Raw genomic sequence first — 21,381 nt, forward strand, 5'->3', positions numbered from 1 at the left:
CATGACCTGGGGTGAGCGGCTGCGGGCGCTGCGCATCGACCTGACCCCGCTGCGCACCTCGCGCGACTTCCGGCTGCTCTTCGTGGCCGGCACCGTCTTCTACCTCGGCGCGATGGTCACCTACGTCGCGATCCCCTTCCAGGTCTACACCGAGACCGGCTCCAACCTCGCGGTCGGCCTGGTCGGCCTCGTCGAGCTGGTGCCCCTGGTCGTCTTCGGCCTGTACGGCGGCGCGCTGGCCGACCACGTCGACCGCAGGCGGCTGCTGGTGGCCACCGGCGTGGCCCAGGCGGTGGCCACGGCGGTGCTGGCCGCCAACGCGTTCGGGGCCTTCGGGCCCGACCCGCAGCTGTGGCTGGTCTTCGCGCTGGCCGCGGTGCTGGCCTCGACCTCCTCGATGCAGCGGCCCTCCCGCGAGGCGCTGATGCCGCGCACGGTGCGCCACGACGAGATCCCCGCCGCGCAGGCGCTGACCAGCCTGGGCATGGAGATCGGGGTGCTCGTGGGGCCCGCGGTGGGCGGCCTGCTGATCGCCTTCGTCGGGCTGGGCTGGTGCTTCGTGGTCGACGTGGTCGGGCTGGGGGTGGCCACGCTGATGTACCTGGCGATGGGCCCGCACCCGCACCGCGAGGAGACCACCCCGCCGAGCCTGGCCGGCATCGCGACGGGCTTCCGCTACGCGCTGGGTCGCCGCGACCTGCTCGGCACCTACCTCGTCGACGTCGCGGCGATGCTGCTGGCGATGCCGGTGGTGCTCTTCCCGGCGCTGGCCGAGACCGTCTTCGGGCGCCCCGAGCTGATCGGGCTGCTCTACTCCGCCGAGACCGTCGGGGCCCTGGTGGCGACCGCCCTGTCGGGGTGGACCGCGCGGGTGCACCACCACGGGCGGGTGATCGTGCTGGCGGCAGCGGCGTACGGCGTGTGCATCGCGCTCGCCGGGCTGATGCCGACCTTCTGGCTGGTCGCCGGCTTCTTCGCGCTCGCCGGTGCCGCCGACATGGTCTCCGGGGTCTTCCGCGGGATCGTGTGGAGCCAGACGATCCCCGAGGGGATGCGCGGGCGCCTGGCCGGGATCGAGATGCTCTCCTACTCGGTGGGACCGCTGGGCGGGCAGGTGCGCGCCGGCGTCACCGCCGACCTGTGGTCGGTGCGCGGCTCGATCACCAGCGGCGGGGTGGCCTGCGTCGTCGGGGTCGGCGCGACCGCGCTGTGGTTGCGCGACTTCTGGTCCTACGACGCCCGCACCGACGAGCACGCCGTGGCCGAGCGGGCGGTGCGCGCCGCCCGCGGCGAGGAGTGATCTCGTGGCAGGCTTGGCCGCCATGAGCGGCTACTACTCCTGCATGGCCTGCGGCCACGAGTTCGACCCCATCGCCACCCGCTGGTTCTGCCCGCACTGCAAGTTCAAGGCGAACTGCTGCGAGGGCGAGCCGCTGGGCTGAGGGGTCTCGAGACGGGACTTCGTCCCTCCTCGACCACCGTCAGCGGGCGAAGGCGTCGCGCACGCGGGCCTCGGAGAGCCCGTAGTCCTTGAGCGAGTACTGGTGGCTGGGGCGGGCGTGGCCCGAGCGGGCCTCGGCGTCGATGAGGCGCACCTGCTCCTCGGCCTCGGCCGACAGGCTCAGGCCGAAGGCGGCGTAGACGCCCCGGACGGTGCCGACCGGGTCGCCCTGCAGGTCGGCGAAGTCGACGTCGACGAACTGCGCCTGGTCGTAGCGGGGACGGGCGTCGTGGAAGGCGTGGTAGGCCCGCGACCACAGGTCGAGCTGGGTGTGGCCGATCACGCCGCCCACGAAGGTCTCCGAGTGCCCGGCGGTGGTGGCGGCCGACAGCGAGCACGACGAGGCGATGCACGAGACCGGGTCGCGGTGCGTGGAGACCACGAGGGCGTCGGGGTAGACGCTCATCAGCGCGTCGAGGGCCGTCATGTGCGAGGGGTTCTTGAGCACCCAGCGCTTCTCGGGGTCGTTCATCCCGATGAGCTGCAGGTTCTGCCGGTGCCGCGCGTAGGCGTCGGTCCAGTCCTGGCCGCGCAGCCAGTCGGTGTAGCGCGGCAGGTTGGCCAACGACTCGTAGGAGTTCGACTTGCCCGTCTGGCGCAGCAGCCGCCAGCACTCCTCGACCGAGGTGGCGTCCATGTAGTGGATCCCCATGTACTCCGGGTCCTCGACGTGGTGGGCGCTGAAGGCCTCCTGCATCGCGGCGAAGACCGGGTCGGTCTCCCACGTCTCGCGGGGCGGGCGCGGCTGGGGGAACTGGGTCAGCCACATCTCCAGGCCCTGGTGCGCCGGGTCGCAGACCAGCAGCCGGTGCAGCGCCGTGGTGCCGGTGCGCGGCAGGCCCATCACGAAGACCGGCCGCTCGACGGGTACGTCGGCGTGCTGGGGCAGCGCGTTGAACTGGGCCTGGGTCAGCAGCCGCCCCACCAGCGCGCTCTTGACCTCGGAGCGCTGGAAGTAGTTGCCGCGCCCGGTCAGGCCGGCCTCCGGGCTGCCCAGGTCCTCGACCAGGACCCGCAGGCCCTCCTCGTGGGCGTCCCCGCCGAAGTCATCGAGGCCGGTGGTGCGCACCGCGGCGGCCGCGATGTCGTCGTAGGACCCGACGTCGGCACGCTCGCGGGCCATCACGTTGGCACTGCTCACGAGTGGAACTCGCCGCAGTCGACGTTGAGGGTCTGGCCGCTGACCGCGGAGGCCAGGTCGGTGGCCAGGAACAGCGTGGCCCGGGCGATCTCGGCGGGGGAGGCCAGTCGCTGCAGGTCGGTCGGTGCGGCCTTCTCGGCGTACACCTCGGCGTGGCTGCGCCCCGACTCCGCGGCGATCCATTCGAAGTAGGCCTTGTTGACGTCCTCGTAGATGTAGGACGGTGCGACGCTGTTGACCCGGATGCCCCGCGGGCCGAGCTCGGTGGCCAGCGACGAGGCGAGGTGGGCCAGCGCGCCCTTGGAGAGCTTGTAGCCCGAGAACTCCGGCTGCGAGGAGTACTGCACGCACGAGTTGAGCATGATGATCGACCCGCCCGGCTTGCCCGGCGCCGCGGCCAGTGCGTCGGCGAAGGCCGCCGAGAGCCGCAGCGGCGCGAAGACGTTGGTCTCGTTGGCCGCGCGCAGCGCGTCGAGGCCGATCGTGCTGATCGGGTCCATCGGCGGGATCGCGAAGGCGTTGTTGACCAGGCAGTCGACCCGCCCGAACTCCGCCAGCGCGCTCTCGACCAGCGCGGCCTGCGCCGACTCGTCGGTGATGTCGGTGGGCACCACCAGCGCGCGGCGCCCGTGCGAGCGCACCACGTCGGCCATCTTCTCCAGCCGCGAGGCGGTGCGCGAGACGAGCACCAGGTCGGCGCCCATCCGGGCGGCCTCCTCGCCGAGCGCGCGACCCAGCCCGGGACCGACCCCGGAGAGCACCACGACCTTGTCGGCCAGCAGCGGCAGCGGGGCGTACGCCGCGTCGATGGCGTCGTGGTCGGGGACGGCGGCGGAGCCCGAGGCGGCCGTGGCGGGGGTGGCGGTGGTGCTCAACTGATCATCCTCCGGGCGACGGAGCGCTGCCGGGCGGTGATCCGCTCGGCGTGCTGCTCGTGGGTGAGCGGGGCGAGGTGGGGCAGGTGCGCGGGCACCTCGGCGAGGGGCACGACCTGCACGCTCGGGCCGTCGGCCGGGCCGAGGTCGCGCTCGAGGCGCTGCCAGCGCAGCATCATCGAGCCGGTGCGGTGCCCGGTGGTCTCCAGCCAGTTCGCCAGGTACGGCGCGTCCGCGTGGCCGCTGGGCGGGTGCTCGGAGACCACGAAGCGCATCACGCCGTCGGGGTCGGTGACCGCCTGGGCCTTGGTCAGCGAGGTCTGGTGGGTCTCGTAGTCGGTGGAGGCGTACCAGTCGGAGCCGACCTGGATCGCCTGGTAGGAGCAGTCGTCGCAGCGCGGCACCGAGACGATCATCGCCTCGTCCTCGGCCAGCGCGTAGTGCCCGATCGAGGAGCGCTGCGAGGCCAGCCCGCCGGGGGTCTGCTGCGGGGTGGTCAGGGTGTTGACCGGCTCGGCGTACTGGAAGAAGTGCGGGAAGGCGAACCAGGTGCGGATCGACCCGGTCAGGGTGCGGGCGGCGACGTCGTACCTCTTGGCCAGCAGCTCTCGCGTCAGCTCGCGGGCGGGGCGGCCCAGGGTGTCGGTGCGCTCGATGGTGATCGTGCCGCGCTCCTCGGTGTCCCAGTCGTTGAAGACCTCGCGCACGATCATCGTCCTGGCGCCCGGCTCGGCGGTGTAGGTGAAGTCGAAGGTGCCGTCGGGGCGCACCTCGAGCTCGCGGTCGTCGAAGGCCATCAGCGAGGTGGCGGCCGAGTCGGCGGTGTAGGCGCCGCCCATCACCTGGAAGGACAGGTCGGCCGAGCTGCCCCGGCGCCCGCGCACGACGTACTCGACGCCCTCGCGCAGGTAGGCGCTGAAGTAGACGGCGTCGGGGTTGTCGAGGCCCTGGCGGGCGAACTGGTGGGTGGCGTTGATGAACAGCGGCCGCTCGAGGTCGTGGTCGAAGGCCGTCTGCATCGCCATCCGGATGCGGCCGGCCAGGTAGTCGTAGCCCTCGAGCCGGTCCTGCTCGGTGCGGATGAAGGGGGCGGTGGCGACCAGGTGCTCGCCCTCGGCGATGGCCTCGCGCAGCGGCGCCGTCAGGTCCCAGCCGGGGTCCGCGGTGGGCTCCTGCGACGGGGACTGTGCCTGGGCCTGTGCCTGGTCCTGGGGCTGGGCCTGGGTCGGGCTGCTCATGCGCCGACCTTGCTAATGATCTTCTCGGCGTAGGACTCCAGGTGGGCCAGCTTCGTCTCGAGCGGCTCGGTGTCGGGGCCCTTGATGTAGGGCACCCGGAAGCCGACGATGCAGTCGGTGACGCCCTTGTCCGCCAGGCGCTTGATGCCGTCGAGGTCGTAGGCGTCGTAGGAGATCACGTGCACCTCGAAGTCGTCGCGGGTGTCGCCCTCCTCGCGGCGGATCTCGGCGAGGCGGGCCAGCAGCCGGTCGAGCTCCTCACCGTCGCCGCCGGCGTGCATCCAGCCGTCGCCCTTGCGCACCGCGCGGCGCAGCGCGGCGTCGGCGTGCCCGCCGACCAGCAGCGGCACGGGCCGCCCCGGCGCCGGGCGCTGCTGCATCGACTCGATCGAGAAGAACTCGCCCTCGTAGGAGAAGAACTCGCCGGAGGTCAGGCCGCGCACGATGTCGAGGCACTCGTCCATCCGCTTGCCGCGGCGCTCCCACGGCACGCCCAGCGCGGTGAAGTCCTCGGGCCAGGGGGAGAGGCCCACACCCAGACCCAGCCGGTCGCCCGACAGCGCGGCCAGGCTGGAGGCCTGCTTGGCCACCAGCACCGGCGGGCGCACCGGCAGCTTGAGCACGAACGGCGTCAGGCGCAGCGTGGAGGTGAGCGCGAAGAGGTGCGCGCACATCACCATCGTCTCCACGAAGTCCTTGCCGGCCAGGAACTCCCGGTCACCGGTGTCGGTGTAGGGGTAGGTCGAGTCCGACACCTCGGGGTAGATCAGGCTGTCGGCCACCGTCATCGAGGTGTAGCCGGCCGCCTCGGCGGCCTGGGCCAGCGGCGCGTAGAGCTCCAGGCGGGTCATCGCCTCGGCATAGGTGAAACGCATGCAGTCACACTAGAACGTGTTCCAGTTTTGTGCCAGGGTCGGCACGTGGACCTCCGACAGATCAGTGACCGGCTCGAGACAGCAGACGTGCTGACCCGCTACACGCGTGCCATCGACACCGGTGAGTGGGACCTGCTCGACACCGTCTTCACCCCCGACGCGACCATCGACTACACCGAGTCCGGCGGCATCGCCGGCGAGTACGCCGCGGTGAAGCCGTGGCTGGCCGAGGTGCTGCCCGCCTTCTTCCTGCGCCGCCTGCACATGCTGGGCCAGGTCGAGAGCGTGGTCGACGGCGACACCGCGCGCGTGGCGGCGTACTTCCACAACCCGATGGCGATGGCCGACGGGGCGGGTGGCGAGAAGGTCGTCGAGCTCGGTGGGATCTACCACCACGAGATGGTGCGCACGGCCGAGGGCTGGCGCAGCCGGCGCCTGCACGAGCAGATCACCTGGCGGCGCGGGCTCTGAGCAACGCCGAGCCGGGGCGCGTGGCTTGGTCGCGGCCGTCCTCTCCGCGACAATGAGAAGCCACTGCACGCCGAGACGACGGAGACCCCTGTGGCCCTGCACGACGACCGTCCGGTCCTGACCGGTCTGCTCGCCCTGGTCGGTGTCGGCCTCGCGGTCGGGCTGGTGCTCGGCGGCGGCGCGCTGGCCGTGACGCGGGTGCTCGGCGTCGACGGCTCCTCGGCGACCACCACGGCCACCGACGTCGGCTCGCTCTACCTGCCCCGGCCCTCCGAGACCGGCGAGCCCTCCGGGCCGCTGCTGACGCTGGGCGCCGAGCCGGGCCAGGGCGCGAGCCAGGAGCCGAGCCAGGAGCCCACCGAGAAGGAGAAGGCCGAGAAGGAGATCTCCCTGTCGGCCGGGCAGACCCAGGTCGCCCCGATGGGCCAGATCGACCTGACCGGTGTCTACCCCGGCGGCGAGGGCGCGGTGCTGCAGGTGCAGAAGTTCGTCAGCGGCGGCTGGCAGGACTTCCCCGTCACCGCCGTGGTCAGCAACGAGACCTTCGCGACCTACGTGCAGACCAGCGCCCAGGGCGTCAACCGCTTCCGGGTCGTCGACAACGACTCCGAGACCGCCTCCAACGAGGTCAAGGTGACGGTGGGCTGAGCCCGCGTGCGTAGGCTCGAGGCATGCGGACGACTCGGCTCGTGGGCCTGCTGCTGGTCGCGGCGGGGGCGGTCGGCTGCGCCGACGGCGGCTCGTCGCCCTCGCAGCCGAGCCCGGGCGACGGCGTGACGCCGAGCGCGGCCGGTGGGCCGGCGCCCTTCCAGGCGCGGCCGGTGCTGGCCGTGCAGGGTCGCGTCCTCGACGGCGCCGGGCTCGAGCCGGGGCTGGTGCGCCGGCTCGAGACGCTGGACTGCCTGCGCAAGGCGCCGACGGCCAACGCGCCGACCGCCGAGGCGATGCTCGCCTGCGACACCCGCGGCGCCGGGTTCCTGCTCGGCCCGGCCGGGGTCGACGGCGGCGTGCAGCGGGCCGAGGTGGTCGAGGTCCGTGGCGGGTACGCCGTGCAGGTCGGTCTCGACCAGGCCTCCGCCGACGCGCTGGGCGACCTCGTGGGCGGGCTGGTCGGCTCCGAGGGCCGCTTCGCCGTGGTGGTCGACGGCACCGTGGTCGACCTGCCCCGCGCCGCGGACGGGGTCGGGGCGGTCCTGCAGGTCGGCGGGGGCTGGACCCGCGCCGAGGCCGACGACGTCGCCGCCCGGCTCACCTGAGGCGGGCCGGGCGGCGTACGGGGCGTGCGGGGGCTGGTTCAGCCCGGGATGTAGTCGAACTCGTCGGGGTTCGGCCCGCGACGCCCGTCCGCGCCGCGGTCGAGGGCGGCGATCGTCTCGACCTCCTCGGCGGTGAGGGAGAAGTCGAAGATGTCGAAGTTCTCGCGCATCCGCTCCTCGTGCATCGACTTCGGGAAGACGATGTCGCCGCGCTCGACGTGCCAGCGCAGCGTCACCTGCGAGATCGACTTGCCGTGCGCGGCCGCGATCTTGCCGATGGTGTCGTCGGACAGCACCGCGCCCTGGGCGATCGGCGACCAGGCCTCGATCTCGATCCCGTGGCGGATCGAGGCGGCGCGGGCCTCCTCGTTGGTGAAGTAGGGGTGCACCTCGATCTGGTTGACCGCCGGCACCACGCCGGTCTCGGCGATGATCCGCTCGAGGTGGGCGGGCTGGAAGTTCGAGACGCCGATGGAGCGCGCGCGACCGTCGGCCACGAACTCGGCCAGGGTCTGCCAGGTCGAGACGAAGTCGCCGTCGTAGAGCGTCGGCAGCGGCCAGTGGATGAGGAACAGGTCGATCTGGTCGAGGCCCAGCTTGTCCATCGTGTCGTCGAAGGCGCGGCGGGCGTCGTCGGGGCGGTGGAAGCTGTTGTTGAGCTTGCTGGTCACGTACAGCTCGTCGCGCGGGATGTCGGCGTTCGCGATGGCGATGCCGACCTCCTGCTCGTTGCCGTACATCTGCGCGGTGTCGATGTGCCGGTAGCCCACCTCGAAGGCCTTGGTCACGGTGTCCGCCGTCTGCTCGGGCGGCACCTGGAACACGCCGAAGCCGAGCTGCGGGATCTGCGTCTGGTTGTTCAGGGTGATGGTGGGAACGTTCATGGTGTCCACAATGCCCATCACGCCCTGGGTCATTCCTGCCAACGGGGTGGGGAGAGGATGCTCACGTGCACTACACCGACTACGACACCCGGCTCGCGGCGTACGCCGTCATCACCGACGACCAGGGGCGCGTGCTGCTCGCGCTGTGGAACGAGGGCTCGCGCCGGCAGTGGACGATGCCCGGTGGCGGGGTCGAGCTCGAGGAGGGCGTCGAGCAGGCCGTCGTGCGCGAGGTGCGCGAGGAGACCGGGTACGACGTCGTGGCCGGCGCGCTGCTGGGCGTCGACACCTACGTGCTGCCCCCGCACCGCCGGCTCAACGACAGCGACCGCTCGCTCAAGGCCGTGCGCACCGTCTTCCGCGCCGAGATCGTCGGCGGCGAACTGACCCACGAGCGCGACGGCAGCACCGACGAGGCGCGCTGGTTCACCCTCGACGAGGTGCGCCGCCTCGACCGGGTCTCGATCGTCGACATCTCGCTGCGTCTCGCCGGGCTGGTCTGAGGCTGGTCTGAGGGGCCGCGGCTCAGGGCCCCGTCGGCACCCAGTAGCGCTTCTTCGCCGCCACCGACTCCGTGGCCGGCGCGACCCCGTCGGGCACCCCGCCGCAGGCCTCGATCACCGCGGCCGAGCCGACGTTGTCGACGTCGCAGGTCACCAGCGCCTGCTCGATGCCGTGCTCGCGGCACACCTCGAGGCAGCCGCGCAGGATCGCGGTGGCGTGGCCGCGCCGGCGGTGGGCCGGGCGCACGCCGTACCCCACGTGGCCGCCCCAGGTGGCCAGGAAGTCGTTGAGCTCGTGGCGCACCGAGGCGCGTCCGACGATCTCGCCGTCGACCTCGGCGACCAGGAAGGTCGATGCCACCATCCGCTCCTCGAGGCCCTGCCCTCGGCGGTGTCCCTCGATCCGGGCGACGTAGTCGGGCCACGACTCTCCGTCGCGCTCGAACATCAAGAACCCGAAACCGTCGGCCGCCAGCTCGGCGTGCGCGGCGCGCGCCTGCGCCTCGTCGTCGGGGCCCAGGGGTCGCAGCAGGAGGTCGCTCATGGGGCGCAGCCAAGCACGGGAATGAAACCGGCCGCCATTGCATTGAGACCAGTGAGCAAAGTTGAGTTGAATCGGCTCAACTAATTTGCCAGACTCTCGGCAGCGACGCACGATGGTCGCACCGGACTTCCCCAGCACGTCCCCCTAGATGGAGGTAACACCATGGCCCGAGCGGTCGGAATCGACCTCGGCACCACCAACAGCGTCGTGTCGGTCCTCGAGGGTGGCGAGCCCACCGTCATCGCCAACGCCGAGGGCGCCCGCACGACCCCCTCGGTCGTCGCGTTCGCCAAGAACGGCGAGGTGCTCGTCGGCGAGGTCGCCAAGCGTCAGGCGGTCACCAACGTCGACCGCACCATCCGGTCGGTCAAGCGCCACATGGGCACCGACTGGAAGACCAAGATCGACGACAAGGACTTCACGCCGCAGCAGATCAGCGCGTTCGTCCTGCAGAAGCTCAAGCGCGACGCCGAGGCCTACCTCGGCGAGACGGTCACCGACGCGGTCATCACCGTGCCGGCGTACTTCTCCGACGCCCAGCGCCAGGCCACCAAGGAGGCCGGCGAGATCGCGGGCCTCAACGTCTCGCGCATCGTCAACGAGCCGACCGCGGCCGCGCTGGCCTACGGCCTCGACAAGGGCGACGACCAGACGATCCTCGTCTTCGACCTCGGTGGCGGCACGTTCGACGTGTCCCTCCTCGAGATCGGCGAGGGCGTCGTCGAGGTCAAGGCGACCTCCGGCGACAACCACCTCGGTGGCGACGACTGGGACTCCCGCGTCGTGGAGTGGATGGTCAAGAAGTTCAAGGACAACAACGGCGTCGACCTCGCCGCCGACAAGATCGCCAAGCAGCGCCTCCAGGAGGCCGCTGAGAAGGCGAAGATCGAGCTGTCCTCGAGCTCCGAGACCACGATCCACCTGCCCTACATCACCCACGGCGAGTCGGGCCCGCTGCACTTCGAGGAGCGCCTGACCCGCTCGGAGTTCCAGAAGCTGACCTCCGACCTGCTCGACCGCACCAAGGCCCCCTTCCAGGCCGTGCTCAAGGACGGTGGCGTCGCGGTCGACAAGATCGACCACGTCGTGCTCGTCGGCGGCTCGACCCGGATGCCCGCGGTCACCGAGGTCGTCAAGGACCTGCTCGGCGGCAAGGAGCCCAACAAGGGCGTCAACCCCGACGAGGTCGTCGCCATCGGCGCGGCCCTGCAGGCCGGCGTCCTCAAGGGCGAGGTCAAGGACGTGCTGCTGCTCGACGTCACCCCGCTCTCCCTGGGCATCGAGACCAAGGGCGGCGTGATGACCAACCTCATCGAGCGCAACACCACGATCCCGACCAAGCGCTCGGAGATCTTCACCACCGCCGACGACAACCAGCCGTCGGTCGAGATCAAGGTCGCCCAGGGCGAGCGCCAGATGTGGGCGCAGAACCAGCCGCTGGGCAACTTCGAGCTCACCGGCCTGCCCCCGGCGCCGCGTGGCGTGCCCAAGATCGAGGTCACCTTCGACATCGACGCCAACGGCATCGTGCACGTCTCGGCCAAGGACCAGGGCTCCGGCAAGGAGCAGTCGATGACCATCTCCGGCGGCTCCGCGCTGTCGAAGGAGGAGATCGACCGGATGGTCAAGGACGCCGAGCAGTACGCCGAGGAGGACGCCAAGCGTCGCGAGGCGATCGAGGTCCGCAACCAGGCCGACCAGCTCGTCTACACGACCGAGAAGTTCCTCTCCGAGAACGCCGAGAAGCTGCCCGACGACGTCAAGACCGAGGTTCAGGCCGACGTCGACGCGCTGAAGGCGACCCTGGAGAAGGACGACGCCGACGCCGACGAGCTCAACGCCGGGCTGACCAAGCTCAACGAGTCCAGCCAGAAGATGGGCGCCGCGATGTACGCCGCCGCCGAGGCCGACCAGGCCGCTGCGGGTGGCACCACCGGCGCGACCGGTGAGGCCGACGACGACATCGTCGACGCCGAGGTCGTGGACGAGGAGCCCGGCACCGAGGGCACCGACAGCACCGACGGCGCTGCCGAGGGTGAGAGCAAGTGACCGAGCCCCGCGACGAGCAGAACATCCCTCCGCCCCAGGGGTCCTTCCCCGACGAGGCGGCCGAGATGGTCGCCGAGACCGACGTCGAGGCGGGTGCGGCCGGTGGTGACCCCGCCACCGCCGACCCTGCCGCCGACGCTGCCGCCGACGCCGCCGCCGACTCGGCGGACACCGCGGGTGAGGGCGCCGACGACGAGCTGACCCTGGCCCGCATCGCCCTGGAGGAGCGCACGCTCGACCTCCAGCGCCTGCAGGCCGAGTTCGTCAACTACAAGCGCCGCGTCGAGCGGGACCGCGACCTGATCAAGGAGAACGCGACGTACGCCGCGTTGGCCCCGATCACCGAGGTCCTCGACACCATCGACCGGGCGCGTGAGCACGAGCCCCTCGAGGGTGGCTTCAAGGCCGTCGCCGAGCAGCTCGAGCGCACCGTGGGTGCGGCCGGGCTGACCCGCTACGGCGCGCCCGGCGACCCGTTCGACCCCAGCCTCCACGAGGCCCTCTCCCACGTCGGGGAGGATCCCGAGGTGAGCGTGACCACCTGCAAGATCGTCGCCAAGGCGGGCTACCGCATCGGTGACCGGGTGGTGCGCGCCGCCCAGGTGCTGGTGGTCGACCCCGCTGCCGAGGGTGCGCAGTCCGCGCCCGAGGAGCAGGGACAGCAGGACCAGCAGGACCAGTAGGACACGCTGGCGGGCCGGCCCCCACCCGGGCCGGCCCGCACCAGCACCAGACCAGCAGCGAGGGGAGGCCACGTGAGCGACACCGACGGCATGCGCGCCGACTGGGCGGGCAAGGACTTCTACGCGGTCCTCGGCGTCAAGAAGGACGCCCCGGCCGACGAGATCAAGAAGGCCTACCGGCGCCTCGCGCGGGCCAACCACCCCGACTCCAACCCCGGCGACACCGCCAAGCACGACACGTTCAAGAAGGTCGCGGAGGCCTACGACGTCGTCGGGGACCCCGCCAAGCGGGCCAAGTACGACGAGATGCGCCGCCTCTACGCCGCCGGCGGCTACCCCGCGGGCGGTGCCGGCGGGGGCTTCGGTGGCGGCTTCGGCGGCCAGGGCGGCGGGATCAACCTCGAGGACCTGCTGCGCGACGGCGGCGGGGCCGGCGCCGGCGGCTTCGGCGACATGTTCGGCGACCTCTTCGGCGGTGGCGGCGGTGGCGGGCGCCGGCGTACGACGCGCCCGCGCCCGACCAAGGGCGGCGACGTCGAGACCACCGCGACCATCAGCTTCACTGACGCCATGGACGGCGTGACCGTCTCGCTGCGGCTCTCCTCGGAGTCGGCCTGCACGACCTGCGGCGGCTCGGGCGGCAAGCCCGGCACCAAGCCGCACATCTGCACCACCTGCGAGGGCGCCGGCTTCGTGGTCGCCTCGATGGGCGGCTCGTTCTCGGTCAACGAGACCTGTCCCGCCTGCGGCGGCCGCCAGCTCGTCTACGACGAGCCGTGCCCCACCTGCCGCGGCACCGGGCGCGGCACCTCGGCGCGCACCATCCAGACCCGCATCCCCGCCGGCGTCAAGGACGGCCAGCGCATCCGCGTGCGGGGCAAGGGATCGCCCGGCGAGAACGGCGGCCCCGCCGGCGACCTCTTCGTGACCGTCAAGGTCTCCCCGCACCGGGTCTTCGGCCGCAAGGACGACAACCTGACCATCGACGTGCCGGTCTCGTTCGACGAGCTCGCGCTCGGGGCCGAGATCCGCGTCCCCACCCTCGGCGGCACCCCGGTCACGCTGCGGCTGCCGGCCGGCACCCCCAACGGGCGCACCTTCCGGGTGCGCGGCAAGGGCGCCAAGAAGGCCGACGGGTCGCGCGGCGACCTGCTGGCGACCGTCGAGGTGCAGGTGCCGGCGGTGCTCGACGCCGAGGCCCGCGCCGCGGTCGAGGCCTACCGCGAGGCGACGGCGTCGAAGCCGCTGCGAGCCAACCTCTTCGAGCAGGCCGGTGCGTGATGGCCAGGCGGTCGGCCAGCCCCTTCGGTGACGCTCACCCCGACGCCGCCGTCTTCGTCATCTCGGTGGCCGCCGAGCTGACCGGGCTGCACCCCCAGACGCTGCGCACCTGGGAGCGCCTCGGGCTGATCACGCCCGGGCGCACCGGTGGTGGCGGGCGGCGCTACTCGGGGCGCGACATCGAGCGGCTGCGCGAGATCGCCGAGCTCTCCGGCGCCGGCATCGGCATCGAGGGCGTGCGGCGCATCCTCGACCTGGAGAACCGGGTCAACGCGCTCTCGGCCCGCAACGAGGAGCTGGTGGCCGAGCTCGAGGCCACCCGCGCCGCCCTGCGCCAGGCCGTCGCCGTACGCCGTGGCGACCTGCCGCCCAACAAGCTGCCCGTCCTGCGCGCCCCCGACGCCTCCGGCTCGGTCGTGGTGTGGCGCCGTCCCCGCTGACCCGGCCCAAACTTCCCGCCGACCCGTCCCAAATCTCCCGCCGACCCGGCCTGAATCTCCCGCCGAGCCGGCCCGAACTTCGCACTGACCGGGCCCGGATCCCCGCTCGTCGGAGCAGGTGCGTGCGGCGGGAGGTTCGGGCCGGCTCGAGGCGAAGTTCAGGCCGGGTCAGCGCGACATCTGGGCCGGGTCAGCGGGTGGGGGCGGTGAGCCAGGAGACCGCGTAGGGCGCCAGCAGGACGTGGCCGTCGGCGGCGCGCACCGGGCCGCCGGCGAGGTGGTCGTGCACCGGGGCGCCGGCGCGGCCCAGCCCGGCCTGCTCGAGCAGCCACCACGGCACCCGGCGCTCCACCGCGGTCATGTTGTGCAGCGCCAGGAACGGGCCCTCCGGGTGGCGGCGCAGCACGTGGAAGACGCCCGTGTCGGGCGGGTCGAGCACCTCGGCGGGCGTGGCCGCGTGCAGGTGCGGCAGCGAGCGGCGTACGCCGACCAGGTGCCGCAGGCGCGGCAGCAGCCCGTGCGGGTCGGGCACGGTGCCGTCGGCGGCCCAGGGCATCCGGGGCCGGTGCACCCAGCGGTTGTCGGCGGCGTGGTCGGGCTCGGCGTCCCAGGCGGGGTCGTTGAGGAGCCCCACCTCGTCGCCCATCCAGATCACCGGCACCCCGTCGAACCCGAGCACCACCGCGTGGGCCAGCACGACCCGGTCGAGGGCGTGCGGGTCGCCCGCCTCGAGCCCGGCCAGCGAGGCCAGCGAGCCCGAGATGCGCTTGTCGCCGGTCGCGGGGTTGGCCTGGAAGACGAGCCCGCGCGCCCAGGAGCCGGGGAACGAGCCGTCGTAGAAGTCGGAGAGGAAGCGGCGGTGGGCGAAGCCGTCGAGACCCGCCGCGCCCGCGTCCTCGTCGGAGACCGCCCAGCCGATGTCGTCGTGGCAGCGGGCGTAGGTGATCCAGGCCGTGCTCGAGGGTGGCGTGGGCAGCGAGGCCAGCGCGTGCGAGCTCATCCACGTCTCGCCGGTGGCCAGCATCGACCACAGGTGCACCATCAGTGCGTTGTGGTAGGCCAGGTCGCTGACCTTGCCGTGGTGGCGGCCCTCGCCGAGGTAGGCGACCAGGTCGCGCGGTCCCACGATCGCCTCGGCCTTGAACGCCACCGCCGGGCAGGCGATGCGCGCCACCATCCGCAGCGCCTGGGTCAGCGCGTGCACCTCGGGCTGGTTCTGGCAGTCGGTGCCCATCCGCTTCCAGGTGAAGGCGATCGCGTCGAGCCGGAACACCTCGCACCCGGCGTTGGCCAGGTCGCAGATGATGTCGGCGAACTCCTCGAGCACCGCCGGGTTCGACCAGTCGAGGTCCCACTGCCAGGAGTTGAACGTCGTCCACACCCAGCCGTCGAGCTCGTCGTCCCAGCTGAAGCTGCCGGGCGCGAAGTCGGGGAAGACCTCGGGCAGCGTCTCCTCCCACCGGTCGGGCTCGGTGCGGTCGGGGTAGACGTGGAAGTAGTCGAGGTACGCCGCCTCCCCGGCGCGGGCGCGCGCGGCCCACTCGTGCTCGCGGGCGACGTGGTTGAGCACCAGGTCGAGGCACAGGCTCATCCCCGACTCGCGCAGCCGGGCCGCGAGCGCGCGCAGGTCGTCCATGGTGCCGAGGTCCTCGCGCACGCTGCGGTAGTCCATCACCGCGTAGCCGCCGTCGTTGGGCGCCGGGCGCGGGCGCAGCAGCGGCATCAGGTGCAGGTAGGTGACCCCGAGGTCGCGCAGGTGGTCGAGGCGCTCGCCGACGCCGGCGAGGGTGCCGGCGTAGCGGTCGGCGTACGCCGCGTAGCCGAGCATCCCGGGCCGCTGGAACCAGTCGGGGGCCAGGGTCCGGCGCTCGTCGAGGTCGTGCAGGTCGTCGTCGCGCTCGGCGAAGCGGCGCGCGGCCACGCCCAGCAGCCGTTCGGCGAGGGCCTCGGCCTCGGCGGGCCCGGGCGTGACCTCGGTGAGCGCGGCGACCAGGTCGGGACGCCACCGCTCGACGCGTGCGGCGAAGGTGCGCTGCCGGTGCTCGGGGAGGGCGGCCAGCGCGCGGGCCGGTGCTGCCGACGTGTCGTGGGTCACGCCGTCACGTTATCCGGCCTGCGTCAGGGCCTGTCGCACCGCCGGGTGCGACGCTAGTCTCACCAGGTCAGCCCGGGTGCCCCGGCACCGGGCCAGGCTCTGGGGAGGGTCGGACGAAGGACGAGGCGTCGGTGGACTGGATCAACGAGTGGGTCGCGGGGATCCACTGGGTCCACTTCCTGACCATCCCGGTCTTCACCGGCGTCGTGGGCTGGCTGATCAACTGGTCGGGCCTCTTCATGCTCTTCAGCCCGCTGCACTTCAAGGGCGTGCGGATCCCCGGCATGCGCGAGCTCGCCGGGGTGCTGCCACGCAAGGTCCAGGAGGTGCCCGGCGTCCTGCAGGGCGGGATCGGCTGGCAGGGGATCGTGCCGGCGCGCGCGGCCAAGATGGGCTCGATCGCCGTCGACAAGGCGATCTCCAAGCTCGGGACGCCGGCGGAGTTCTACCAGCAGCTCGAGCCCGAGCGGATCGCCGAGCACATCGTCGAGTCCTTCCGCCCCGAGGTGCCCGGCCTGGTCGAGGAGGTGATGCGCCGCGAGCACCCGCGGCTGTGGCGCGACCTGCCGCGACCGATCCGCCACGCGATGGTCGAGCGGGTGCAGTCGCAGCTGCCGGGCGTGGTCAGCGGCATCACCACCGAGATCGGGGTGCACATCGACCAGCTGCTCGACCCCAAGATCATGGTCATCGACCACTTCCGCGACAACCCGTCGCTGGTGGTGCGGATCTTCCGCGACTTCGGCCAGCGCGAGCTCAACCTGATGGTCGCGTTCGGCTTCGTCTTCGGCTTCGCGCTCGGGGTGCCGGTCGCGGTCGTCGACAGCCTCTTCGGCCAGTGGTGGCTGCTGCCGGTGATGGGCGTGGTGGTCGGCTGGATCACCAACGCGCTCGGCATGTGGCTGATCTTCGAGCCGCCCGAGCCGCGCCGGATCCTCGGCGTCAAGGTGCACGGGCTGTTCCTGCGCCGCCAGGCCGAGGCGGCCGAGGTGTACGCCCGGATCATCGCCGAGGACGTCATCACCCTCGAGCGGATCGGCGACTTCCTGCTCGACGGCCCCAGCGGCGACCGCACCCGCCAGATGCTGGCGCACTCGCTGCGCCCGGCGATCGAGCGGGCGGTGGGCCCGGCGCGCGGGGCGGTGCGGGTCGCGGTCGGCACGCGGCGCTTCGACACGATCCGCGACCAGGTCGCCCAGGAGGCGGTGGGGCGCACGCTCACGCCGTTCCGCGACCCCGAGTTCAGCCGGCAGCAGTCCGACAAGATCCAGGTGCTGATCGCGCGGCGCACCAAGGAGCTGCCGCCGCGCGACTTCGTGGAGATGATGCGCTCGGCCATCCGGGAGGACGAGTGGATGCTCTACGCCCACGGCGCCATCATGGGGCTCGGCGGCGGGTTCCTGCACCTGTGGATCTTCGGTGTCGCATGAGCCGACAGGAGGGCTGGTCATGACCGATCTGCACGACGAGGTGGTGCCGCCGGCGGGCGCGCCGCTGCCCGATCCCCCCGAGGCGCTGCGCGAGGAGCCCCCGGACGAGGGCGCGCACGCCCACGACCGGCTGGCACCAGCGGTCGAGGCGCTGCCGGGCCTGGCCCGGGTCGCGGCCTCCGCCGCCTGGCACACGACCGGCTGGGGGGTGCGCACCTCGCTGCGCAGCACCGCCCGGCTGGCCCGCGCGGTCACCGACCCCCACGAGGCCGCCTCGCTGGCCCACGAGGCCACCGAGGCGGTGCAGGTGGTCAGCGACCTGGCCCGCTCGGTCTCCGCCGGCATCCCCGTCTCCTCGGCCCTGGTGCGCGCCGGCGAGACGCTCGGGTCGTTCTCCGAGGTCCCCCAGCGGGCCGGGCGGGGCGCCCGGCGCGACGCCGACGAGGCGCCGCGCTCCGACCCGCGCCGCCCGTCGCTGCGCGAGCGCGGCGCCCAGCTGCTGGAGCGCTCGCGCGACGTGTGGAGCGAGCGCGACGGGCACCCGGCGTACGAGCGGATGCTCGGCGAGCTGGCGCCCGACGAGGCCCGGGTGCTGCTGCTCCTGCTCGAGCACGGGCCCCAGCCCAGCGTCGACGTGCGCACCGGTGGCCCGATCGGGATGGTCAGCAGCCAGCTGATCGCGCCGGGGCTGACGATGATCGGGGCCCGCGCGGGGTGCCGCTACGTCGACCAGGTGCCGGCGTACCTCAACAACCTGTTCCGGCTCGGGCTGGTGTGGTTCCCCCGCGAGCCGGTGCGCGACCCGATGGACTACCAGGTCCTCGAGGCCCAGCCCGACGTGCTCGAGGCCTGCCACAGCGTGAAGTTCGCCAAGGTGGTGCGGCGCAGCATCCACCTGACGCCCTTCGGCGAGGACTTCTGCCGCACCTGCCTGGTCGACGAGGTCACCGCGGAGCGGTCCTTCCCCGCCCACGAGGCGCCGCCCGAGGCGGAGAGCGGCGAGCCGTCGCAGCACCGCTCCGACTGAGGGACGCGGCGCCCGCAGGACGTGCCGGGCCCCCGGCCCGGTGCCGGGCCGGGGGCCGCTCCGCCGGTGCGACCGGCTACTGCTCGACCGTGCCGCCCACTCCCTCCACGGGCGACTCGGCGAGCAGCGGCTCCTGGGCCGCGGCCAGGGAGATGGTGAACACCGAGCCGCCGTAGCGTCCCGGCGCGTAGGCGATGCTCGCGTGCTGGGCCTCGGCGAGGGTGCGCACGACGTAGAGACCCAGGCCGGTGCCGGTGGCCACGGTGCCGCTGGCGCGGGTGAACTCGCGGAACAGGGCGTCGCGGAAGTCCTCGGGCACCCCCGGGCCGTGGTCGACGACGTCGATGCAGACCCGCTCGCCCTCGCCGCGCACGTGCACCAGGAACGGCGCGCGGGCGTACTTCAGCGCGTTGCCGAGCAGGTTGCCGACCATCTGCTCCAGCCGCAGGGCGTCGGCGTGGACCTCGCGGTCGTCGTCGATGCGCACCTCGACGACCAGGTCGGGGTCTCCGCGGTAGCGGTCGTGGACCAGCGACTCGATGACCTGTCGCGGACGCACCGGGCGCAGGTCGAGGCGCAGCGTGCCGTGCTGGATCTGGGCCGCGGTGAGCAGGTCGGCGGTGATCGAGTCGAGCATCCGCGCCTGCCGGGCCACCGAGCCCATCAGCCTGCCCCGCACCTCGGGCTCGAGGTCGCTCTCGCCCCAGTCGCTGGCCTCGGCGATGCCGCAGATGACCGCGACCGGGCCGCGGATCTCGTGGGCGGTGGTGGCGATGGCGCGGCGCAGCAGCCCCACGTCGTCGGCCGTGGAGTCGAGGAAGACCAGCACCGACCAGCCGGTACGCCTCATCGTCGCGCGCACCGAGCCGCCGTCGAGCTCGACCTCGAAGGAGGCGTCGGCGTCGAGGCGGTGGTAGGCCACCAGCGTGGCCAGCGGGCCGGAGACGAAGCCCAGCGGGGTGCCCGGGGCGGCGGTGGGCCCCAGCAGGCGCTGCGCGGTGGTGTTGGCGAAGACGATGCGGAACACCGGCTCGTCGGCGAGCTCGAGGATGCCCATCGGGGCCAGGCTCAGCGCCTGCCACCACGAGACCTGGCCCGCCGAGGTCGGCGCCGGCGTCGCCCCCGAGTCGGCCTCGGGGACCGGTGCCGTGTCGTCGGCCGTCGGCTCGGGGGTGGTGACCACCGACAGGGGTCGCGGGGCCCGCGCGGCGGGCGGGCCGGCGGTCACCTCGGCGACGTAGGTGAGCAGGGAGTCGAGCGAGGCGCCCTTCTGCACGTAGCCGTCGGCGCCGGCGGCCAGCGCGCGCTCCGACATCTGGGTGGCGCCGAAGCCGGAGAGCACCACGACCTTGGCGCGCGGCACGGCGCGCCGGATCGAGGGCAGCGCCTCCAGCCCGTCCATCACCGGCATCGACAGGTCGAGCAGCACCAGGTCGGGCCGCAGCTCGCGCACCACCTCGATGCCCCGGCGGCCGTCGCCTGCCTCGCCCACCACGTCGTACCCGCCTCGGCCCAGGGCCAGGCGCAGCAGGTCGCGCAGGTCGGCGGTGTCGTCGATGACCACGACCCGCAGCGGTCGGGCTCGGGCTGCTGCGCTCACGGGACGGGCCTCTCTGGTGGGCCCGCGGGGCCGTCCGGGGGCGGCTCGCGGACGATGTCGGCGGCGGCGCTGCGCACCAGCTCGAGCGACTGGCTCGCGCTCGCGCTGCCGAGCAGGTCGGTGATGATCCGGCTGGCGGAGTCGATGGAGGCGGTCAGGGCTGCCTGGGCGCGCGCGGTGTCGTCGAGGTCGAGGGCCATCTTGGCCACCACGAGGCCCTGCAGCACCGTGTCGTTGAGCTCGAGGGCCTGCTGCTCGCGCTGGCGCAGGTCCTGGAAGAGCTGGGCGCCCTCCATCAGCGACGAGTACTGGCGGCGCTGGGTCCAGTAGTAGATGCCGACGGCGGCGCCGACGACGTCCCACAGCGCCAGCGGCCAGCCCCACGCGGTGCGCATCGCCAGGCCCTGGGTGTCGTCGAGGCCGAAGGCGGGCAGCAGCATGTGCACCGAGTGCGCGCCGTGGTGGACCGCGCAGGTCAGGAAGATCGCGGCGGTCGCGGCGCCGAGCGGGTTGCTGCGCAGCTGGTTGGAGCGCGCCAGCGGCACCACGATGGCGGTGCTGATGAGCAGGTAGGCGATCGCGATCAACGCGTTGCAGACCATCCCGACGATCCACGGCTCCATGCTCAACCCCCCGTCCCGCTCAGCGACAGCAGGCCCAGCGCCGTGACGGAGGCGCCGAGGAACGCGGTGGCGGCGGGGTGCCACCGGCCCGGGGTCGTACGTCGTCCCGCCGGCGCCCCGCGCAGCAGCGCCAGGCAGGCGCCCACGACGACGAGCTCCCACGCCAGGGCGGCGAGGTCCCAGGCGCCGACGGCCTCGGGGGCGGGCAGCAGGCCCAGCGGCAGCCCGGAGGTGCGGCTCAGCGCCCACAGGGCGATGCAGGCGCCGTTGCCCACGACGCCGGCCAGCAGCAGGCCGCGACCGGGCCGGCCGCGCAGCGCCACGGCGGTCCAGGCGAGCTGGGCCAGGGCGGCCGCGGCGAAGAAGAGCCCGAAGACGGTCTGCGCGCGCAGGTGGGCGGGGCCCATCGCGGCGTGCACCCCGGCCGCCGCACCGCTGGCGATCAGGGCGAGCGGCAGCAGCGCGTCGGCGGGCCCCGGGGGCGCGGGCGCACGCACGGAGGTGCTCGCCGGCACCGGGCGCACGCCCAGCGTGCCGCTGGTGGCGGCGCGGCGCAGCGCGGCGACGCGCAGGTCGTGGGCGTCCGGGGGCCGGTGCCCCGCCGGCAGCAGGCGCGCGCCCAGCAGCCAGGCGAGCGCGACGAGCCCGCCGACCACCAGTGCGTAGTGCACGGTGTGGGCGGCTGTGCTGGCACTCGTGGCGCCTACCCAGGCCGTCACCGGCTTCCCCTCCGGGCCCGTCCTCCCCAGGTGGGCCCTGCTCCGAGCCCCACGCTAGGGCGCGCGTGCGGCGGTGCGAGCGGAATCACAGAAAATTTGTCGACCGTCAAAGTTGAGCGGAACAGACTCAACTCCTGGCGCGTTGA

22 protein-coding genes are annotated in these 21,381 nt (G+C 73.0%); 12 read left to right on the forward strand and 10 right to left on the reverse strand.

Annotated features, from left to right (window positions below):
* The first annotated feature begins 1 nt into the window (after position 1).
* Both ABKW28_RS12105 and ABKW28_RS12110 read left to right on the forward strand, forming a co-directional pair.
* Positions 2-1,300 carry an MFS transporter gene (locus ABKW28_RS12105; RefSeq protein ID WP_348609873.1) on the forward strand — a complete coding sequence of 433 codons (1,299 nt, stop codon included), beginning with the start codon at positions 2-4 and terminating at the stop codon, positions 1,298-1,300.
* Positions 1,301-1,304: 4 nt separating this feature from the next.
* Positions 1,305-1,442 carry a hypothetical protein gene (locus tag ABKW28_RS12110; protein WP_193668312.1) on the forward strand — a complete coding sequence of 46 codons (138 nt, stop codon included), beginning with the start codon at positions 1,305-1,307 and terminating at the stop codon, positions 1,440-1,442.
* A 39-nt stretch (positions 1,443-1,481) separates the two neighbouring features.
* Here the strand turns inward: ABKW28_RS12110 and ABKW28_RS12115 are convergent, their stop codons facing one another.
* From ABKW28_RS12115 to ABKW28_RS12130, 4 genes are read right to left on the reverse strand one after another with little or no spacing between them, the layout of a single operon-like run.
* On the reverse strand, positions 1,482-2,642 hold the full coding sequence (locus ABKW28_RS12115) for a sulfotransferase (protein WP_348609876.1): 1,161 nt from the start codon (positions 2,640-2,642) through the stop codon (positions 1,482-1,484).
* On the reverse strand, positions 2,639-3,517 hold the full coding sequence (locus ABKW28_RS12120; RefSeq protein ID WP_348609879.1) for an SDR family oxidoreductase: 879 nt from the start codon (positions 3,515-3,517) through the stop codon (positions 2,639-2,641). Before ABKW28_RS12120 ends, ABKW28_RS12115 begins: the two co-directional genes overlap by 4 nt.
* On the reverse strand, positions 3,514-4,755 hold the full coding sequence (locus tag ABKW28_RS12125) for a hypothetical protein (RefSeq protein ID WP_348609882.1): 1,242 nt from the start codon (positions 4,753-4,755) through the stop codon (positions 3,514-3,516). Before ABKW28_RS12125 ends, ABKW28_RS12120 begins: the two co-directional genes overlap by 4 nt.
* Entirely contained in the window at positions 4,752-5,630 is an 879-nt protein-coding gene (locus tag ABKW28_RS12130) for a TIGR03619 family F420-dependent LLM class oxidoreductase (protein WP_193668309.1), read from the reverse strand. The genes ABKW28_RS12125 and ABKW28_RS12130 overlap by 4 nt, the downstream gene beginning before the upstream one ends.
* Positions 5,631-5,675: 45 nt before the next feature.
* Between ABKW28_RS12130 and ABKW28_RS12135 the strand changes: the two genes are divergently transcribed.
* The 3 genes from ABKW28_RS12135 (at position 5,676) to ABKW28_RS12145 (ending at position 7,357) form a co-directional block, all read left to right on the forward strand.
* Positions 5,676-6,101, forward strand: a complete 426-nt coding sequence (locus ABKW28_RS12135; protein ID WP_193668307.1) for a nuclear transport factor 2 family protein — start codon at positions 5,676-5,678, stop codon at positions 6,099-6,101.
* 90 nt (positions 6,102-6,191) lie between these two features.
* Positions 6,192-6,749 (forward strand): hypothetical protein, encoded by a 558-nt coding sequence (locus tag ABKW28_RS12140; RefSeq protein ID WP_193668305.1) that lies wholly within the window; start codon positions 6,192-6,194, stop codon positions 6,747-6,749.
* A gap of 23 nt (positions 6,750-6,772) precedes the next feature.
* The gene (locus ABKW28_RS12145; protein WP_348609885.1) at positions 6,773-7,357 is read left to right on the forward strand and encodes a hypothetical protein; all 585 of its coding nucleotides are present in this window, start codon (positions 6,773-6,775) and stop codon (positions 7,355-7,357) included.
* A 38-nt stretch (positions 7,358-7,395) separates the two neighbouring features.
* Here ABKW28_RS12145 and ABKW28_RS12150 read toward each other — a convergent pair whose 3' ends face one another.
* Positions 7,396-8,241, reverse strand: coding sequence for an aldo/keto reductase (locus tag ABKW28_RS12150; protein ID WP_348609887.1), 846 nt, complete (start codon positions 8,239-8,241; stop codon positions 7,396-7,398).
* A 65-nt stretch (positions 8,242-8,306) separates the two neighbouring features.
* Between ABKW28_RS12150 and ABKW28_RS12155 the strand changes: the two genes are divergently transcribed.
* A complete protein-coding gene (locus tag ABKW28_RS12155) occupies positions 8,307-8,744 on the forward strand; it encodes an NUDIX domain-containing protein (protein ID WP_307822976.1) in 438 nt (145 codons plus the stop codon).
* A 22-nt stretch (positions 8,745-8,766) separates the two neighbouring features.
* Here ABKW28_RS12155 and ABKW28_RS12160 read toward each other — a convergent pair whose 3' ends face one another.
* Positions 8,767-9,288, reverse strand: a complete 522-nt coding sequence (locus ABKW28_RS12160) for a GNAT family N-acetyltransferase (protein WP_348609889.1) — start codon at positions 9,286-9,288, stop codon at positions 8,767-8,769.
* Between the two features lie 162 nt (positions 9,289-9,450).
* Between ABKW28_RS12160 and dnaK the strand changes: the two genes are divergently transcribed.
* The 4 genes from dnaK (at position 9,451) to ABKW28_RS12180 (ending at position 13,741) form a co-directional block, all read left to right on the forward strand.
* On the forward strand, positions 9,451-11,337 hold the full coding sequence (gene dnaK, locus ABKW28_RS12165) for a molecular chaperone DnaK (RefSeq protein WP_193668296.1): 1,887 nt from the start codon (positions 9,451-9,453) through the stop codon (positions 11,335-11,337).
* Entirely contained in the window at positions 11,334-12,020 is a 687-nt protein-coding gene (gene grpE / locus ABKW28_RS12170; protein WP_348609892.1) for a nucleotide exchange factor GrpE, read from the forward strand. The genes dnaK and grpE overlap by 4 nt, the downstream gene beginning before the upstream one ends.
* Before the next feature lie 72 nt (positions 12,021-12,092).
* Positions 12,093-13,301, forward strand: coding sequence for a molecular chaperone DnaJ (gene dnaJ / locus ABKW28_RS12175; RefSeq protein ID WP_348609895.1), 1,209 nt, complete (start codon positions 12,093-12,095; stop codon positions 13,299-13,301).
* Positions 13,301-13,741, forward strand: coding sequence for a MerR family transcriptional regulator (locus ABKW28_RS12180; RefSeq protein WP_193668429.1), 441 nt, complete (start codon positions 13,301-13,303; stop codon positions 13,739-13,741). Before dnaJ ends, ABKW28_RS12180 begins: the two co-directional genes overlap by 1 nt.
* 190 nt (positions 13,742-13,931) lie before the next feature.
* On the opposite strand, the gene ABKW28_RS12185 is transcribed toward ABKW28_RS12180, so the two are convergent.
* Positions 13,932-15,836: an alpha-amylase family protein gene (locus tag ABKW28_RS12185; protein ID WP_348609898.1), complete on the reverse strand. Its 1,905-nt coding sequence runs from the start codon at positions 15,834-15,836 to the stop codon at positions 13,932-13,934.
* 131 nt (positions 15,837-15,967) lie between these two features.
* On the opposite strand from ABKW28_RS12185, the gene ABKW28_RS12190 reads away from it, so the two are divergent.
* Both ABKW28_RS12190 and ABKW28_RS12195 read left to right on the forward strand, forming a co-directional pair.
* Complete coding sequence (locus ABKW28_RS12190; RefSeq protein WP_348609901.1) at positions 15,968-17,266, forward strand: hypothetical protein; 1,299 nt, start codon at positions 15,968-15,970, stop codon at positions 17,264-17,266.
* A gap of 19 nt (positions 17,267-17,285) precedes the next feature.
* Positions 17,286-18,293: an Abi-alpha family protein gene (locus tag ABKW28_RS12195; RefSeq protein WP_348609904.1), complete on the forward strand. Its 1,008-nt coding sequence runs from the start codon at positions 17,286-17,288 to the stop codon at positions 18,291-18,293.
* Positions 18,294-18,369: 76 nt separating this feature from the next.
* On the opposite strand, the gene ABKW28_RS12200 is transcribed toward ABKW28_RS12195, so the two are convergent.
* The 3 genes from ABKW28_RS12200 to ABKW28_RS12210 are packed head-to-tail and all read right to left on the reverse strand — an operon-like array spanning position 18,370 to position 21,235.
* Positions 18,370-19,893: a response regulator gene (locus ABKW28_RS12200; protein WP_348609907.1), complete on the reverse strand. Its 1,524-nt coding sequence runs from the start codon at positions 19,891-19,893 to the stop codon at positions 18,370-18,372.
* Positions 19,890-20,516 carry a hypothetical protein gene (locus ABKW28_RS12205; protein ID WP_348609910.1) on the reverse strand — a complete coding sequence of 209 codons (627 nt, stop codon included), beginning with the start codon at positions 20,514-20,516 and terminating at the stop codon, positions 19,890-19,892. Before ABKW28_RS12205 ends, ABKW28_RS12200 begins: the two co-directional genes overlap by 4 nt.
* 2 nt (positions 20,517-20,518) lie before the next feature.
* Positions 20,519-21,235, reverse strand: coding sequence for a hypothetical protein (locus ABKW28_RS12210; RefSeq protein WP_348609913.1), 717 nt, complete (start codon positions 21,233-21,235; stop codon positions 20,519-20,521).
* Positions 21,236-21,381 lie beyond the last annotated feature (146 nt).

Source organism: Nocardioides sp. 31GB23, assembly GCF_040012395.1.
Taxonomy (GTDB): domain Bacteria; phylum Actinomycetota; class Actinomycetes; order Propionibacteriales; family Nocardioidaceae; genus Nocardioides; species Nocardioides salarius.